Here is a 16,372-nt window from a genome sequence, read left to right on the forward strand (position 1 = left end):
CGCTTATTGCGCAGCCTTACTTTTGGCTATATTTTGCTGGTGTTCCTTATACGTTTTGGCAAATAGATGTCCAGACGAGCCATCCTTTTTTGTCACATAGAACAGATACTCCGAAGCTTCCGGATTTAGCGCTGCCTCAATGGACGGAAGACTTGGACTGGCAATTGGACCTGGTGGCAAGCCTTTGTTCAGATACGTATTATAGGGACTTTTCACCTTTAGATCCTTGAAAAACAATCGTTCCTTCGGTCTGTCGAGCAGATATTGCACGGTAGCATCAATCTCCAGCTTCATATCCTGATTGATCCGATTGTAGATTACACCTGCAACCAGAGCACGTTCCTCGTCCACTACAACTTCTTTCTCCACGAGTGACGCGATCGTCAGCAGTTCATGCAGGGAAAGGTTCTTTTCCTGGAGCTTGGCTTCCAAATCAGGAATGGAATTAATCTTGGTCTGGAATTCTTCCAGCATCCGTTGCATCACATCATGCGTGGAACTTCCCTTTTTCATCTCATACGTCTCCGGGAATAGATACCCTTCCAATACGTAGCGAAGTTCTTCATCCACTGGAATATCTTTGATGATATCTACATCAAAGGCCGATGGATCATTGGCCAGCTTGATGAATTCATCCCGATCTACAACATGCTCATAAGAAAGCTTACCCGCCATTTGCAGAACGTTATAACCCTCCGGAATCGTAAATTTCACCATTTCTTCCGGTACAACTTCGCCACTACTCAGCTTGCTAACAATCTCATCATATGTCACGCCAGGATTCATTGAATATGTACCCGCCATGAAATTAGAACCTAGTTTCTTCCACTTTAAATACCCTTTAAAGGTTAGCCCACTTCGAATGAGGCCTTCTTCTTGAAGCTGATCCGCGATTTTCGAAGTTCCCGATCCGCTCTTAATCTCGAATACGACCGGTTCTGTAGAAGCTTCCACAGGACGCATCATACTCCACACGTAACCGCCTGCGCCTCCGACAAGAACTACAATGATAAGCAGTATGACTACAATTGCTTTCCCTTTCAAAAAAGAAACAACTCCTTTACACAACCAAAAAGAGCGGACTTCTCCGCCCTCCCGGTTTCTTCAATTTGAAGCTGATTTAATCTTCGTCAATGGGGAGTGTACACTCATCATACAGTTCCGAGATGTTCTCCCACTCATCGTCATCGTCGATCGTAACTAACTCTGGCATGATCTGGTCTTCACTTCCAGGTGATACCCGCAGAAGCTCAACCTCGTCATAAGGTCGCAACGAACTGCGGAGCACCGCGTACTGCTGACCGTTCACTTCGAACTCAGCCAACAAGTCATACGGTTGTGATTTACCGTTCTCTTCTTCGAGCTCAACATGAGCACCGAATGCCAGACGCAGTGAATCTGTCCATTTCAGGTCTTTGCGGCTATATTCCGTCATTTAGTTCGCTTCCTCTTCATCTTCAGCAAGAAATGTATTAAACGTCTCCTCGACGATATCCCATTCGGCATCATCTTGGATGACGAAAAGTTTAATATCGTCGCCCTCTTCTTCATAACGGAATGCATATACATCCGTTTCGCCATCTTCAGGTTCAACCGGAGCAACCATCATGTACTTGGCCTCCGAACCATCTACTTCAAACTTCATGATGACTTCAAATTCCTCTTCATTACCCTCGTCATCCGCAATGTAAATAATTTCCGCTTCTTCTTCCATACCCAGTTGATCTTCAGCCATTGTTGATCCCCCTCACCTTCTACTATTGGCATCCAAATAATTTTGCAAAATCAAGCTTGCGGCCATTTTGTCCACAACCTGCTTGCGTTTTTTCCGACTGACATCCGCTTCGATCAGCGTACGTTCTGCTGCCATGGTTGTCAGCCGTTCATCCCAAAGGTGAACAGGTAAATTCAGTTCATCCCGCAGGCGATCGGCAAAAGCAATGCATATCTCACCGCGCGGTCCTACGGTGCCGTTCATGTTTTTGGGAAGTCCGACTACGATCTCACTAATCTCATGCTCACGCACAAGTTCGGCAATCCGAGCGAACTCGCCTTCATCACGGCGGCGTTCTAGCACTTCCAATCCCTGGGCAGTCCAACCGAAGGCGTCACTCGCGGCAACTCCGATTCTTCGGTCCCCATAGTCCAAACCTAATATTTTCATCCATGCTCTCCCATCCTGGGGCCTGCTCAGGTCGATTACAAATAATCGCCTTCTCAAGCTTCAGGCTGTCTTCTGTCGGTTCATTTCCCGCTGCCTGCAAGGCTGCAACACAGCGGAAGCGGCGTACATTACCGGTGATTGGCCAGATAGGAACGTACAAGCTCTTCAATCAGCTCATCGCGCTCCTTTTTACGGACCAGACTACGTGCGTTGTTGTGACGAGGAATGTATGCCGGGTCTCCGGAAATCAGATACCCAACAATCTGGTTGATCGGATTATACTCCTTATCGACCAATGCATCATATACCGTGAGAAGAATCTCTTTGGATGATGCTTCCTGTTCGTCACCTTTCACATTAAATTTAACCGTCTTATCCATGGAGTCCATTGATGACACCTCGCTCCTGCATGAACATGGGGACCATGTCCTGCCGAATTGATTTCTGTTTATATAATAACATATTCTGACTGCCACAAGTAAACAAAGGATAAGGCAATTGTGTTTTTTGCTTGTCCTTTACTGGCTTCAGCATATTGCATCATTCGATTCCACACGCTCTCGGGTACAAAAAATAAACGAACAGAACCATTTCGATTTATTTTTTGACGATTGAAAGCCACTCAATGGATTTATGCATTATGCCCGCTAACCAGCGAAACTGCCAGTTTCAGCGCTTCATCCAGCTTGGTCGCATCCTTACCTCCGGCTTGCGCCATATCTGGACGTCCGCCGCCACCGCCGCCGCATATTGCTGCGACTTCTTTGACGATTTTGCCTGCGTGTAATCCTTGTTTTACTTGTTCAGCAGGTACTGCTACAACAAAATTCACTTTGCCGTCCGCTGGAGCACCCAATACGAGTACCGCGTTAGGCAATTTTAATTTCAACTCATCTGCCACTGTACGCAGCGCATCCATGTTCGGAGCATCTACGCGTGCTGCCAGCAATTGTGTATTTCCTGCTTGTACCACTTGATCGGTCAATTGACCCGCTTCCATGGCACTCAGCTTGCTTTGCAGGGATTCAGTCTCTCTGGCTGCTTCTTTCAATTGTTGGTTCAGACCTTCAATCCGTTTAGGTACATCAGCCACATTTGCTTTGAGCAGTGCTGCTGATTGTTTAAGCAGTTCCAACTGGCTTTCCACATACAGATATGCACCGCGGCCAGTTACAGCTTCGATCCGGCGTACGCCGGAGCCAATTCCGCTCTCGCTCACCAGTTTGAAGATTCCAATCTCTGAAGTATTATTTACGTGACAGCCGCCACAAAGTTCCAAACTGTAGTCTCCGACTTGAACAACACGTACAATATCTCCATATTTTTCACCAAACAGGGCCATCGCACCCATTTCTTTGGCTTCATCAATAGCTTTCAGCTCGATGTTCACGTTCAGACGATTCCAGATCTGTTCGTTCACTTGACGCTCAATTTCTGTCAACTCTTCCGGCGTAATGCTGCCGAAGTGAGAGAAGTCAAACCGCAGACGTTGTGGCTCTACGAGCGATCCTGCCTGGTTTACGTGTGTGCCGAGCACATCTTTGAGTGCCTTGTGCAGCAAGTGGGTAGCCGTATGGTTTTTGATAATGTCGCCACGTTTCGCTGAGTCTACTTCGGCGTTGATCACATCACCTACACGCAGTTCACCAGACTCCACAGTCACCAGATGTACATGTTGTCCGAGTGGAGCTTTGAACAAACCTTGTACTTTTGCTGTTACACCAGCACCTCGCAGCAAGCCCTGATCACTCACTTGACCGCCACTTTCCGCGTAGAACGGAGTCTTGTCCAGAACAACCTGACACGTCTGTCCTTCGCCTACAGATTCAACAAGGGCGTCACCAGCTACGATGGCTACCACTTTTGCTTCCGTCAACAGGTCAGTATAACCAACAAACTCGCTTTTAACCTCCAGATCAGCAAGTGGTCCGCCTTGGACTTTCATGCTCTCGTTCTCTTGACGCCCAGCACGTCCAAGCTCACGTTGTTTCTGCATGGAAGCATCAAAACCTTCACGGTCCACAGTCAGACCATGCTCTGCAGCATAATCTTCTGTCAGGTCAAACGGGAAACCGTACGTATCATACAGTTTGAAAGCTTCAGGTCCGCTAATAACGGTGCGTCCTTCGGATTTGGCTGTGCCGCTGATATCAGCCAGAATAGCCAGACCATCTGTGAGTGTTTCGTGGAAACGCTCTTCCTCGGTTTTGATTACTTTGGCGATGAACTCCTGTTTGTCTACTACCTCAGGGTAGTACATGCCCATCACTTCACCAACGGTTGTTGTCAATTCATACAGGAATGGACGGTCAAGCCCAAGCACTTTTCCATAACGAACTGCACGGCGAAGCAAGCGACGGATGACATATCCACGTCCTTCATTACTTGGCAGAACGCCATCACCTACTGCAAAAGCAACCGTACGGATATGATCGGCAATGACTTTCAATGCAACATCAATCTCTACGCTGTCGTTATATTTCACACCTGCAAGAGCAGCTGTTCTTTGAATCATCGGTTGGAACAGGTCTGTGTCAAAGTTGGAATCCACATTTTGCAGAATGGAAGCAAAACGCTCCAAACCTGCACCTGTATCAATGTTTTTGTTAGGAAGCGGTGTGTAGCTACCATCTTTGTTATGGTTGAACTGGGAGAATACCAGATTCCATACTTCCAGATAACGTTCGTTTTCCCCACCTGGATACATTTCAGGATCACTCATGTCGTTTCCATAATCTTCGCCGCGGTCATAGAAGATCTCGGTACAAGGACCACATGGGCCTTCGCCGATATCCCAGAAGTTTTCATCCAATTTAATGATACGCTCAGCAGGCAGTCCTACTTTTTCGTTCCATAGTTTGAAAGCTTCTTCATCTTCCGGATATACCGTTACGGAAAGACGTTCCGGATCGAATCCGATCCACTCTTTGCTGGTCAAGAATTCCCAAGCCCATGTTACGGTCTCTTCCTTGAAGTAATCTCCAATAGAGAAGTTGCCGAGCATTTCGAAGAACGTATGGTGACGACGCGTTTTACCAACATTCTCGATATCATTGGTACGGATACATTTTTGGGAGTTCGCAAGACGCGGGTTCTCCGGCTTCTCACGTCCGTCAAAATATGGTTTGAGCGGTGCCATACCTGCATTGATCCACAAAAGAGAAGGATCGTTGTGAGGCACGAGCGATGCGCTCGGCTCGATTTTGTGACCTTTACTTGCAAAAAACTCTATCCATTTGGACCGGATTTCACTGGCTTTCATACTGGATGCCCCCATTAAATTATAATAGTCCGTTGCGTATTCGCTCCGGTTGGTCAACATTGTTTTTGTAAAAATAAACACAAAAAACGCCCCTGAATAATCAGGGACGATGTTATCGCGGTACCACCCTGGTTATTGCTGTTCATCCCTTGCTGCCCGGACAAACAAACAATCTCCTCGTTCATGCGAAATAACGGTCGCTCCCGGCAGGGTTGTCCTGCACTCCGAAATTAGCTTTCCGCCGCTTCATCTTTCAAGACTCTTCCAGCCATCAGTTCAGGCTCACCCTGATCCGATGAAGTCTATTCTCTGAGGAAAGGAACCCTCGGCGTACTTTATTTCATCATCGATTTCATGTTCTCAACATACACACTCATTATATCGGTAGCACAAGCGGGTGTCAACGCGGCCTCGTTGATGTTTTAACCCTGCTATTTAGTCGGTCCTTCGTTTGATGTAATAGGCGAAAAAGTGTTGCACAATCACCTTCAGCACGGCAAAAACGGGTACTGCCAAAATTAAACCTACAATGCCTGCCAGTTCACCTCCGACGAGCAGTGCAAATATAATCGACAGAGGATGCAGATGCAACGTACGTCCCACCACCTGAGGAGAAATAACATTACTCTCCAACACTTGGCACAGTGTGTTCACAATGACAACAAGTAGTACCATTTTAAACGATACGGTTGATGCCATGACCACAGCAGGAGCAGCTCCAAGGAAAGGCCCCAAGTAGGGCACAATGTTAAACACAGCTACAATGCTTGCAAGTAGCAGGGCATACGGCATATCAATGACGATATAACCAATGTAGGCAAAGATACCAACAATGACACAGACAATAAACTGTCCCCGAATGTAGTTCCCCAGTGCAGTATCGATCTCTTTCATCACCGAGACAATCGCTTTCCGACGTGAACGCGGAAGATACGCCACAATAGTGCGCTCAAACACCTCAAAGTCTTTTAACATATAAAAGATCAGAAATGGCACGATAAACACATTGAATAACACATTAATGGTCGCCCCGATATTGTCCATAAGCACAGTAATTCCCTGAGTTAGTCGATCCTCCATCTGAAAAAACCAACTGTTCATGCCTGTTCGCACACTTGGCGGCATTAATTTGTGATCCATATTGTTCATCAGGCTCTGGGCACGCATGGACAGTTCCGGCATATGCTCGTTGAGTTCTCCCAGCTGTTCAATCAATACCGGAATGACATTCATCAGAATGACACCGAGGCAGGTCAGGAAAAAGGCATATATGAGTAGAACCGCAATTGTACGCGGCACCTTGCGCCCTCCCAGCATGCTGACAATCGGATTAAGTACATAGGATATGATAAGGGCTACGATAAAGGGTGCCAGCACTGTTTTCAGGAACGCATATATGTGAAGCAGTAAAGGCCGCAGCAGCCAAATAAAATATAAAATGATCAATCCGAGCAGCAGCCAGATCGCGTAACGGAACAGCTTGTTTTTGGTTAATTGCTCCACTTGCATCTCTCCTTTTGGACTGGCTCTGAGAGTCAGTATATGTAGGAAAGGTAATATTTATTAACACAGCGCAAAAGTGGAAAGGAGTAATCCGAACATTTTTTCTTAAACTCAAAAAAACGCCTCCTTCATTAGAGAAGGAAGCGCATTTTGCAGTACGGGTTAGCATATAATCAACCATGCACCAGCCCAACCATTATGTAACCGCATCTATATACATCTGCCAACAATTAACGACAGCCTCCCATGACAGACATTGTCATGAAACCGCATATAGAGGAAGTTATTCTGCTTATTAAGAAGAAGCGTGAAGATGAGGGAAGTCTTGTGGCAGCTCGTCCCCGAAAAACAGATCATCCAGGGAACTCAGCGTACCGTCTTCTTCCACCTGATATACAGACATTTTCTCACCGTTCACCGTTAATTCGATAAAGCATCCCCAGCAATAAAACTGGTGGGAACCAATTTTCCCGATATCTTTGGAACTACAGTTTGGACATTTCATATTCATTCACCTATCCATTAACAGAATGAATGGCATTTTCCAAGCGTTGTTCACTCAGAGACGGCACCATAATGGCACTTTCCCCGATGGACATATCGCTTGTACATGGCAGCCATTTGCGGCCCTCGATCAGATCGGACACAAAACCGTCCGTAATTTCAATCCCTATTATTGTATTTCCCAACTCTTGGTCAAAATAAACATCGGAGACACGCCCGAGCAGCAAACCTTCTTCGGTGAGCACGGACATCTCCTTCAATTTAGACCGACCGAGGAGGTACGTGTATTTTATGTCGTCGGCTCCCGTCTTGCGGACAGCCTGTTGATTACGGATCATGACGGCATCTTCGCCGTAGGCAACGATATCTTGCCACTGCACGATTTTGACATGATTGGTAAACAGACCTTTGTTCTCAAGCTCAATGCCTTCGATCTCCCAATCATCATTCACAATGAAATCCTGGATTTTACCGACCTGCTTCCCGTCCTCAACATCAAAAACGGCAAGTCCGATCATTTCCTGAAGCTTCATCGCTGGGTCCCCCTCATCTTCTTATCATTAAATAGGCGCGGCGCTATTGCTAGGTATGCCCAAAGTTGATGAGTGGCAATCAGACGCCGATCATCAAAACCGCTTCTATCCAACCGATGAAATGGAACTTCTTCCCTCCTTCTGTTCCATGTGTAAAGTTCCCCTTAGGGTCTATTACGCAGTCGTCCAAGAATGGTTCCAATTTTTTCGGCGGTTATCATGATTTCTTCCGTAGTATTACCCAATCCCCAGCTAAATCGAATCGCAGAGTGTAAAAATGTTTCAGGCAATTTCATCGCTTTGAGCACATGAGAGACTTCGAGTGAACCGGAAGTGCAGGCAGAACCGCTTGCAACAGCAATCCCTTCCATATCCAGATTCATTAACATCGTCTCTGTGGACACTTCCGGAAAGCTGATATTCAGGATGTTTGGCAGCGTATGCTCCAGGTGTCCATTCACGTGAAAGTGCTCCGTACCCACATGAATTTCAAGCTGTTCCAACAAAAGTTTGCGCAATTCCAAATCATGCTGACGATGCACCTCCGTCTGTGCTGATGCAATCTTGAGAGCCTCTGCAAATCCGGTAATACCTGCGATATTTTCCGTACCAGCCCGACGCTGACGCTCTTGCAACCCACCGTGAGCTCTTGCTTCCAGCACAATTCCTCGCCGTACATAGAGTGCACCCACGCCCTGAGGTCCGTTGATTTTATGCGCAGAGAAGCTGATCAGATCCACAGGAAGTTCCTTACAGGAAATATTCTGGCTGCCCAGAGCCTGAACCGCATCGGTATGGAAAAGGATATTATGCTGACGGGCAAGCTCACCTACCTCGCGAATCGGCTGAATGGTGCCCACTTCATTGTTGGCATACATCATGGTAATCAGCACCGTATCCGGCCGAATGGCCTCTTGCAACTCTTCCAGATTTATTCGTCCATGACGATCCACAGATAGATAGGTTACTTCATAACCTTGCCGCTCCAATTCCTGACACGTATGCAAGACAGCGTGGTGCTCAATTGCGGTTGTAATGACGTGTTTCCCCTTATCCTGCCTGGATGAGACTGCTCCAAAGATTGCCAGATTGTCGCTCTCCGTTCCACCTCCGGTGAATACCAATTCGTCCGGGAAACAGCCCAAAGACGCCGCAATGACATCCCTTGCTCCGCTGACAGTCCGTTTGGCCTCACGCCCAAAGGCATGGATACTTGATGCATTGCCAAATTGTCCTGTCATGACGTTCATCATCGCTTCTGCGACTTGTGGATGCATAGGTGTCGATGCGGCGTGATCCAAATAAATTCGTTTCATTTATCTTCACCCCGTTATATGTTAAATTATCTTATTTTTCTGATATGGAATATGTTTCGTAGCCTTATATGCTCACCAACCGCAAGCCATTGTAAAACATATGTTATGGCATGGATAAAGCCCCCAAATGGGGGCTCAAGTATGTTACCATGTCATGCTCATCGCAGTCATTGTTAAATGTAGAACATATAGCTATCTTTTTTGTCCTGATCCTGGAAGGTAATCAGGTCTTTCAGTGTTGTGGAATCCAACACTTCCGCAATGCCATCACGAATACGCAACCACAGATCACGTTTCGCCGGATCATCTTCCTCTGTGAAGTCTACTGGAGAGATTGGCCCTTCCAGTACACGGATTACATCGCCTGCAGTTACGGTTGCAGGATCACCCGCAAGGATATAACCGCCGTAAGCACCTCTAATGCTTTTCACCAGTCCTGCATTACGCAGTGGAGCAATCAGTTGCTCCAAGTAATGCTCCGAGAGCTGGTTGCGCTCAGCAATGCTTTTCAGTGATGTAGGGCCTTCGCCTATTCTGGCAGCAAGCTCCATCATGATTGTGAGGCCGTAACGGCCTTTTGTCGATATTTTCAAAGGAGTCACCTCTTTCAATTTTCAGAAACGATTGGAAACTTTATATTTAATCCTATGGTCCATGACCGTCTGTTTCACGATCTGTCCACAGCGGAGATGCATTGAGATTAGTATAAACCTTCTAATCCTCCGTATTCCGATCATAACCCTCAGCTAATGTTAACATATCTGCATGCTTTATGGAAAAGAAAGATTGACGATATTCCAAAATGTGCGTCTGTGGTGGACACTATCCAAAATTGGCCGGGTGTATCGTATCTTGAGTCCGGTTATGCTAGAATAAGAAACGAAACACATTTATATATAGAAATGGTGATAACGATGTCCAAAACAATTGAAAATACACGGGTCGTCGTTGGCATGTCCGGAGGTGTCGATTCTTCCGTTACCGCACTGCTGCTGAAAGAGCAAGGGTACGATGTCATCGGCATTTTCATGAAAAACTGGGATGACACCGACGAGTTCGGCCACTGTACCGCTGAAGAAGATTCAGAGGATGTACGCCGCGTATGTGAACAGATCGGCATTCCTTACTACACTGTCAACTTCGAGAAAGAATATTTTGATAAAGTATTTACCTATTTCCTTGATGAATATAAGTCGGGCCGCACGCCAAATCCGGATGTCATGTGTAATCGTGAGATCAAATTTGGTGAATTCCTGAACAAAGCTCTGGATCTCGGCGCAGATTATGTAGCTACAGGACACTATGCTCGCCTGATTGAAGAAGATGGCACACTCAAGTTGCTTCGTGGTGTGGACAACAATAAGGATCAAACGTATTTCCTTAACGCACTCAATCAGAACCAGCTGTCCAAAGCCATGTTCCCGATTGGTCATCTGCCCAAACCGGAAGTACGCAAAATCGCAGAAGCCGCTGGTTTGTATACTGCCAAGAAAAAAGACAGCACAGGTGTCTGCTTCATCGGTGAGCGTAATTTCAAAGAGTTCCTGAGTAACTATCTGCCTGCCAAAGGTGGAGACATGGTTGATATCGCAACCGGTGAAGTCAAAGGTCGCCACGACGGTCTGATGTACTACACACTTGGACAGCGCCAAGGTCTTGGCATTGGTGGTTCCGGCAATGGTGAACCCTGGTTTGTTGCAGACAAGAACCTGGAGAAGAATCAACTGCTTGTTGTTCAGGGCGATGCCCATGCAAGCCTGTACTCCACTGGTCTTACCGCAACGGGTGTGAACTGGATTGCTGGTGCAGAGCACATGCCTAATGTGCCATACCGTTGTACTGCCAAATTCCGCTATCGTCAGCCGGATCAAGGTGTAACATTGACCTGGCAGGAAGATGGAAGTGTGGATGTACAATTTGACCAGCAGCAAAAAGCCATCACGCCAGGACAAGCCGTTGTTTTCTACGACGGAGAGGTCTGCCTGGGTGGGGGTACGATCGATCAGGTGCAAAAAGTACCTGTACCCGCAATGCAATAATAGAGCTTGTCCATTAAAATGCGGATTATACACAATACCGTGTATCCCTATAAAAAAAGCCGTCTTTCATGTATACAATGAAGGATGGCTTTTTTCCTGCTTATTTTTGCAAAAAAATAAAAAATAGTTCGTTATGCAGTCAACGAGACTCCTGCCCAGGCGGCCAACACCCCAACTACAACCGAACTGATGACGTAGAGCGCCGCGCTTGCATATCGTTGTCGACCCATAAGTCCTAAGGTTTCATAACCAAAGGTAGAGAACGTCGTGTATGCACCGCAAAATCCGGTTCCCCACATCACCCAGATTCCATCTGAGATCATTGCAGATTCATGCCACCCATATAACAACCCAAGCAACAATGAACCACTGATGTTGATGATCCATGTTCCCCATGGAAAAGCCGTTCCCAGCAAGCCTGAGACCCATTTTCCCAGACTGTAACGCAGTACCGCACCCAGCACACCTGCAAAACCAATCCACAGGATCATGAGGCATCACCCTCTTGTTTTTGTGCTCCCAACATACGATGTCCAAGGCTCATTCCCAGCGCATAGAGCAACAATCCTGCCAACAGACTCACGATCATATAAATAGCGGCACTGATCCATTCGCCCCCTTCGGATAAACGAACAATATCCAGTGTAAACGTGGAGAATGTCGTAAATGCGCCAGTAAAACCTGTACCAATCGCCAGTCGAAGTTGTGGTGTTATTTTGCCTGGAACAGCTATGGTAAAGAACCAACCCAAAAAAAGGCTGCCCATCGCATTGATTAACAGCACTGCCCATGGGAACCCCCCATGGACAGTTGGTATCGCTAACTGTATAGCATATCGGGTTAATGTGCCGAGAAATCCACCCGTCCCTATATACAAAAGCTCTTTCATGTTGTGTGCATCTCCCGAGTAATCTGACTGATCTTATAGATCTCTGCGCCGCTGTTGGTTCAGCCTGATCTTCGATTCGTTACCCTGCTCCGTTGCCTCATAGAATACTCTCCGTGAGAGCTGCTTTGGCAAATATTCTTGTTTCACGTAATGCCCCGGATAGTTGTGTGGATATTGATAACCCTCATGTCCAAGCTTCACGGCACCCGAGTAATGCGTATCTCGCAAGTGAAGCGGAACTTCTGCCGATTTTACCTCATCAATCGCGTTCATGGCTTTGGAAATGGCGGTGTACACCGCATTGGATTTTGGACTTTCGACCGCGAACAAAATCGCTTGTGCAATGTTCAGCTTGGCTTCGGGCCAGCCGTTATTCCGGTACGCATCAAGTGCTCCAATCGCCTGAGTCATGGCTTGCGGGTTCGCAAGTCCAATATCTTCACTGCTTGCTGCAATCAGGCGCCGAATGAAGGTCATCGGGTCCATGCCGAGCTTCTCCACCGCGTATAGAAACCAGAACAGCGCCGCATCACTGGAACCCCGAATACTCTTGTGAAATGCAGACAGCACATCATACTGGGTGGATTCATCCGCCTTCACAATGGGGCGTCGAATAGACTCTTCAGCCACACCAAGCGTAATATGAATGGACCCATCCTTCTCCGGTGGCGTGGTCAACGCAGCCAGTTCAAGCGCATTAAGCGCACGCCGAATATCCCCGTTGGCCATCGTAGCAATATGTTCAAGCGCCTCATCGTCCGCCTGCAGCTCCATGAACCCCAGACCTTTGTCCGCATCACTCAATGCTCTGCGCATTGCAATTAGGGAATGATCCTTATTTAGCGATTCTAGCTGGAACAGGGTGGAACGGCTCATCAAGGCTCCATTGACATAATGAAAGGGATTCTCTGTTGTTGCGCCGATAAAAATAATCGTGCCCTTCTCTACCGCTGGCAATAGCGCATCCTGACGTGAACTGTTAAATCGATGTACCTCGTCGAGGAACAAAATGGTTTTGGTTCCATACAGCTGTTTGTTCGTTTGGGCCTGTTCGATGACTTCACGCACATCCTTGACGGAAGCTTCCACTGCATTCAGACGTACGAACTGTCCTTGCGTTTGCTGGGAAATAATATGTGCCAAGGTTGTCTTGCCACATCCCGGAGGGCCGTATAACAAGATGGACGAAATCTGATCAGCCTCGATGGCGCGCCGGAGTAATTTCCCCGGTCCAATAATATGTTCCTGTCCAATATATTCATCCAGATGCTCTGGCCGCAAGCGGTCCGCGAGCAGTCTAGCTTGTGGTTTTGAGTCCTGTTGAAACGAAAATAAATCCATTGCTCATCACTTCCTTAACGGATTGCCTTGCCTTGCATACAATTATACTTCTGATGGTTCTCCACTCTCTATCATATCATACTCTCGCGGTAACATAGCCATAAATGCATGAAGCGCACTGCTGACAAAGGCATCCTTGCGAGTAATAAAATGAGTCATCATGCGATTCATACCTACGGGGAGTGTATGCGTGCGCAATAATCCATTTTTGATCTGATGCCTAATCACAATCTCTGGTAATAAGGAAATTCCCATACCGGACGTAACTCCACTAATAATCGCTTCAAGGGTTCCGAATTCCATAATTACTGGACGGGTAACACCACCCACCTCTAACCATTCCTCCAAAACCTGACGATAGGAACACCCCATGCTGTAGACAAGAATAGGTTTACTCTTTAGATCTTCATCCGTAGGACCCATACCAGAATAGACAACAAATAGTTCCTCATCAAATACGGGAATAGAAACGATATCAGGATGATCACAGGGACAGCCTATAAATGCTCCCTCCAATTCATACCCAATAACCTGATCCATAAGCATCTGCGAATTGCCAGTAACCAGTGACAAGGAGACATCTGGATACTGTTTATAATATCTGACGAAAAGTTCAGGTAGTCGCACGGCCGCTGCAGTTTGTGTAGACCCTATTCGCATTGGACCCGATGGTGTGCTCGTCGCCCGAAGTGCCTTGGAAGCATCATTCAGCAAACCAATAATTTTATCTGCGTAGGTCAGCAACATTTCTCCGGCTGGAGATAACGTCATACCTCGGTTATGACGAATGAACAACGTTGTACCTACTTCTGCTTCCAGATGCCGGATTCGTGCCGTTACGTTGGATTGAACATACCCCAGTTTAGAAGCAGCTTTGGTCAGATTCCCTTCCTGTGCAACACACTGAAATATTCTAAGATCCCCGCTCTCCATGGTCCCCCCACTCTGACATCATTCAAAATGATATCCGCTTCATTACCAATCATTATACTTCATGTGTAAACCGGACTACAATTCATGTAGATCCCAAACCAGTCATCTGACTGGATGATGATAAGGAGTGTTCAGCATGACATACTGGAAAAATAGAGTTGCTCTGATCACAGGTGGTGGAACAGGTATAGGACGTGCTGTAAGTGAGTTGCTCGCTGAACGCGGAGCCTTGGTCGCTGTCAACTATTCCCGCTCACAAGATGCAGCAAACGAGACTGTTCAACACATTTTGGATACGGGAGGCCATGCATTCGCCGTTCAAGCTAATGTTGCCAATGATCTTGATGTCCGGCGAATGGTCACTACAATAACTGAAACCTATGGCCCGATCACTTCACTTGTAAATAACGCTGGAATTACGCACCATATCCCCATGCACGATCTGGAGTCTGTTACAGATGACATCTGGAATGAGCTGCTTGATGTGAATGTGAAAGGCATGTTTCATTGCGCTCGTGCAGTGACGGAAGGCATGAGACAGGCTGGCGGTGGTTCTATCGTAAATCTGGGCAGCATCGCAGGCAGTACGGGCTCGGGCTCCTGCCTCCCTTACGCCGTCTCCAAAGCGGCAGTTCATGGGCTGACCTTATCACTTGCGCACGCACTCTCACCACACATTCGGGTGAATGCTATCGTCCCTGGCGCAGTTGCTACAAGGTGGTGGGCTGGAAACGAGGAGCGAATGTATCGTCTCGGCGGAGAAGTGTTATTACAGCATATTGCCTCACCTGAAGATATCGCACACATGATCTGTGCTGCGCTGGAACAGCAATCCATGACCGGGCAACTAATTACTGTAGATAGCGGACAGACGTTATGAGCTCCAGTCATGATAAAGATACCCGGATCATCAAACCATTGAAATATACACTATTGATCATTTTGACAACGTTAATCATGGGCACTTCTTTTCCAGTTGGCAAGATCGGCATGTTATATGCCCCACCTTTCCTGCTCATGGGCATACGTTATATACTGGCAGGTGGCTTGATGGCCTTGTTCCTTCGTAAACGTCCTTTGCCTACTGGATGGCATTCTTGGTTGAAAATAATCCTTATTGGCCTGTTCCAATCCGCAGGAGTGATGGGCTGCGCCTACTACAGCATGAACTGGATTACATCCGGTGAATCCGCTATTATTACGTTTACCAATCCGCTACTGGTCATTATCCTCAGTGCTCTTTTATATAGAGTGACCTACCGTTTCAGTCAGTGGATCGGTGTTATACTCGGTTTCATCGGGATTATGTTAACTTTTGGATGGCAGATGAGCTTTAGCCCCGGAACCTGGATTGGATTTGGTGGTGCGATCTCCTTTGCCGTGTCCACATTGCTCATCAAACGCTGGGGTGATGGCTACGATACTTTTGTCTTAACAGCCTATCAGATGCTTGCTGGAGGTGCTGCGTTGCTTCTGCTGAGCGTATGGACTGAACAGCCTCACTTTACGATCAATACCACCTCGGTTATGGCGCTGCTCTGGTTAACGCTTGTTTGCTCCATCATTCAGTTCTCACTCTGGTTTTATCTGCTTCAGAATAGTGACCCAGCCCAAACCAGTTCGTATCTGTTTCTGGCGCCGTTCTTTGGTGTACTATCGAGTTGGATTTTACTAGGAGAGCACGTTCAGTGGTTTGCATTAGCAGGCGGTTTATTTATTGGTGTTGGCATATTCCTGGTGAACCGTCGCTCATCCAGAATGAGAAATAGCGTAACATAAACTTGAACTCCCCCATCGTTCTTCCTTGGAAGATTAATCATTTCTCGCACAAAAGCAAAAAAGGCATGCGCTTATGGGACTCTCCATAAACGTCATGCCTTTTTCTGTA

Annotated in this window: 18 protein-coding genes; 3 read left to right on the forward strand and 15 right to left on the reverse strand. The window is 47.0% G+C overall.

Annotated features, from left to right (window positions below; all coding sequences use genetic code 11):
• Positions 1 to 3 precede the first annotated feature (3 nt).
• From mltG to cymR, 11 genes are all read right to left on the reverse strand, one after another.
• Positions 4 to 1,044 carry an endolytic transglycosylase MltG gene (gene mltG, locus V6668_RS23360; RefSeq protein ID WP_338706886.1) on the reverse strand — a complete coding sequence of 347 codons (1,041 nt, stop codon included), beginning with the start codon at positions 1,042 to 1,044 and terminating at the stop codon, positions 4 to 6.
• A 76-nt stretch (positions 1,045 to 1,120) separates the two neighbouring features.
• Entirely contained in the window at positions 1,121 to 1,435 is a 315-nt protein-coding gene (locus V6668_RS23365) for a DUF1292 domain-containing protein (RefSeq protein ID WP_047844066.1), read from the reverse strand.
• On the reverse strand, positions 1,436 to 1,735 hold the full coding sequence (locus V6668_RS23370) for a DUF1292 domain-containing protein (protein ID WP_017686820.1): 300 nt from the start codon (positions 1,733 to 1,735) through the stop codon (positions 1,436 to 1,438).
• Between the two features lie 12 nt (positions 1,736 to 1,747).
• Positions 1,748 to 2,164 carry a Holliday junction resolvase RuvX gene (gene ruvX / locus V6668_RS23375; protein ID WP_036616953.1) on the reverse strand — a complete coding sequence of 139 codons (417 nt, stop codon included), beginning with the start codon at positions 2,162 to 2,164 and terminating at the stop codon, positions 1,748 to 1,750.
• 128 nt (positions 2,165 to 2,292) lie between these two features.
• Positions 2,293 to 2,553 carry an IreB family regulatory phosphoprotein gene (locus V6668_RS23380; RefSeq protein WP_036616950.1) on the reverse strand — a complete coding sequence of 87 codons (261 nt, stop codon included), beginning with the start codon at positions 2,551 to 2,553 and terminating at the stop codon, positions 2,293 to 2,295.
• A gap of 242 nt (positions 2,554 to 2,795) precedes the next feature.
• On the reverse strand, positions 2,796 to 5,426 hold the full coding sequence (gene alaS, locus V6668_RS23385) for an alanine--tRNA ligase (RefSeq protein ID WP_338706887.1): 2,631 nt from the start codon (positions 5,424 to 5,426) through the stop codon (positions 2,796 to 2,798).
• A gap of 435 nt (positions 5,427 to 5,861) precedes the next feature.
• Positions 5,862 to 6,929 carry an AI-2E family transporter gene (locus tag V6668_RS23390; RefSeq protein ID WP_076212453.1) on the reverse strand — a complete coding sequence of 356 codons (1,068 nt, stop codon included), beginning with the start codon at positions 6,927 to 6,929 and terminating at the stop codon, positions 5,862 to 5,864.
• A gap of 295 nt (positions 6,930 to 7,224) precedes the next feature.
• Entirely contained in the window at positions 7,225 to 7,434 is a 210-nt protein-coding gene (locus tag V6668_RS23395) for a hypothetical protein (protein WP_017686815.1), read from the reverse strand.
• A gap of 10 nt (positions 7,435 to 7,444) precedes the next feature.
• On the reverse strand, positions 7,445 to 7,966 hold the full coding sequence (locus tag V6668_RS23400; RefSeq protein ID WP_017686814.1) for a PRC-barrel domain-containing protein: 522 nt from the start codon (positions 7,964 to 7,966) through the stop codon (positions 7,445 to 7,447).
• A gap of 164 nt (positions 7,967 to 8,130) precedes the next feature.
• Positions 8,131 to 9,282 (reverse strand): cysteine desulfurase family protein, encoded by a 1,152-nt coding sequence (locus V6668_RS23405; protein WP_338706888.1) that lies wholly within the window; start codon positions 9,280 to 9,282, stop codon positions 8,131 to 8,133.
• Positions 9,283 to 9,455: 173 nt separating this feature from the next.
• Positions 9,456 to 9,875, reverse strand: a complete 420-nt coding sequence (gene cymR / locus V6668_RS23410; RefSeq protein WP_017686811.1) for a cysteine metabolism transcriptional regulator CymR — start codon at positions 9,873 to 9,875, stop codon at positions 9,456 to 9,458.
• 321 nt (positions 9,876 to 10,196) lie between these two features.
• Here cymR and mnmA point away from each other — a divergent pair, with 321 nt between their 5' ends.
• Positions 10,197 to 11,321 carry a tRNA 2-thiouridine(34) synthase MnmA gene (gene mnmA, locus V6668_RS23415; RefSeq protein WP_036616942.1) on the forward strand — a complete coding sequence of 375 codons (1,125 nt, stop codon included), beginning with the start codon at positions 10,197 to 10,199 and terminating at the stop codon, positions 11,319 to 11,321.
• A 131-nt stretch (positions 11,322 to 11,452) separates the two neighbouring features.
• Here the strand turns inward: mnmA and crcB are convergent, their stop codons facing one another.
• The 4 genes from crcB to V6668_RS23435 are packed head-to-tail and all read right to left on the reverse strand — an operon-like array spanning position 11,453 to position 14,484.
• Positions 11,453 to 11,812 (reverse strand): fluoride efflux transporter CrcB, encoded by a 360-nt coding sequence (gene crcB / locus V6668_RS23420; RefSeq protein WP_338706889.1) that lies wholly within the window; start codon positions 11,810 to 11,812, stop codon positions 11,453 to 11,455.
• Positions 11,809 to 12,210 (reverse strand): CrcB family protein, encoded by a 402-nt coding sequence (locus V6668_RS23425; protein WP_338706890.1) that lies wholly within the window; start codon positions 12,208 to 12,210, stop codon positions 11,809 to 11,811. Before V6668_RS23425 ends, crcB begins: the two co-directional genes overlap by 4 nt.
• Positions 12,211 to 12,243: 33 nt before the next feature.
• On the reverse strand, positions 12,244 to 13,551 hold the full coding sequence (locus V6668_RS23430) for a replication-associated recombination protein A (protein ID WP_036616934.1): 1,308 nt from the start codon (positions 13,549 to 13,551) through the stop codon (positions 12,244 to 12,246).
• A 42-nt stretch (positions 13,552 to 13,593) separates the two neighbouring features.
• Entirely contained in the window at positions 13,594 to 14,484 is an 891-nt protein-coding gene (locus V6668_RS23435; RefSeq protein ID WP_047844075.1) for a LysR family transcriptional regulator, read from the reverse strand.
• A gap of 136 nt (positions 14,485 to 14,620) precedes the next feature.
• On the opposite strand from V6668_RS23435, the gene V6668_RS23440 reads away from it, so the two are divergent.
• Positions 14,621 to 15,364 carry an SDR family NAD(P)-dependent oxidoreductase gene (locus V6668_RS23440; RefSeq protein WP_315370458.1) on the forward strand — a complete coding sequence of 248 codons (744 nt, stop codon included), beginning with the start codon at positions 14,621 to 14,623 and terminating at the stop codon, positions 15,362 to 15,364.
• On the forward strand, positions 15,361 to 16,263 hold the full coding sequence (locus V6668_RS23445) for a DMT family transporter (RefSeq protein ID WP_338706891.1): 903 nt from the start codon (positions 15,361 to 15,363) through the stop codon (positions 16,261 to 16,263). Before V6668_RS23440 ends, V6668_RS23445 begins: the two co-directional genes overlap by 4 nt.
• The last annotated feature ends 109 nt before the right edge of the window (positions 16,264 to 16,372 follow it).

Origin of the sequence: Paenibacillus amylolyticus, from assembly GCF_036894225.1 — a bacterium.
In the GTDB taxonomy this organism is placed as follows: domain Bacteria; phylum Bacillota; class Bacilli; order Paenibacillales; family Paenibacillaceae; genus Paenibacillus; species Paenibacillus amylolyticus.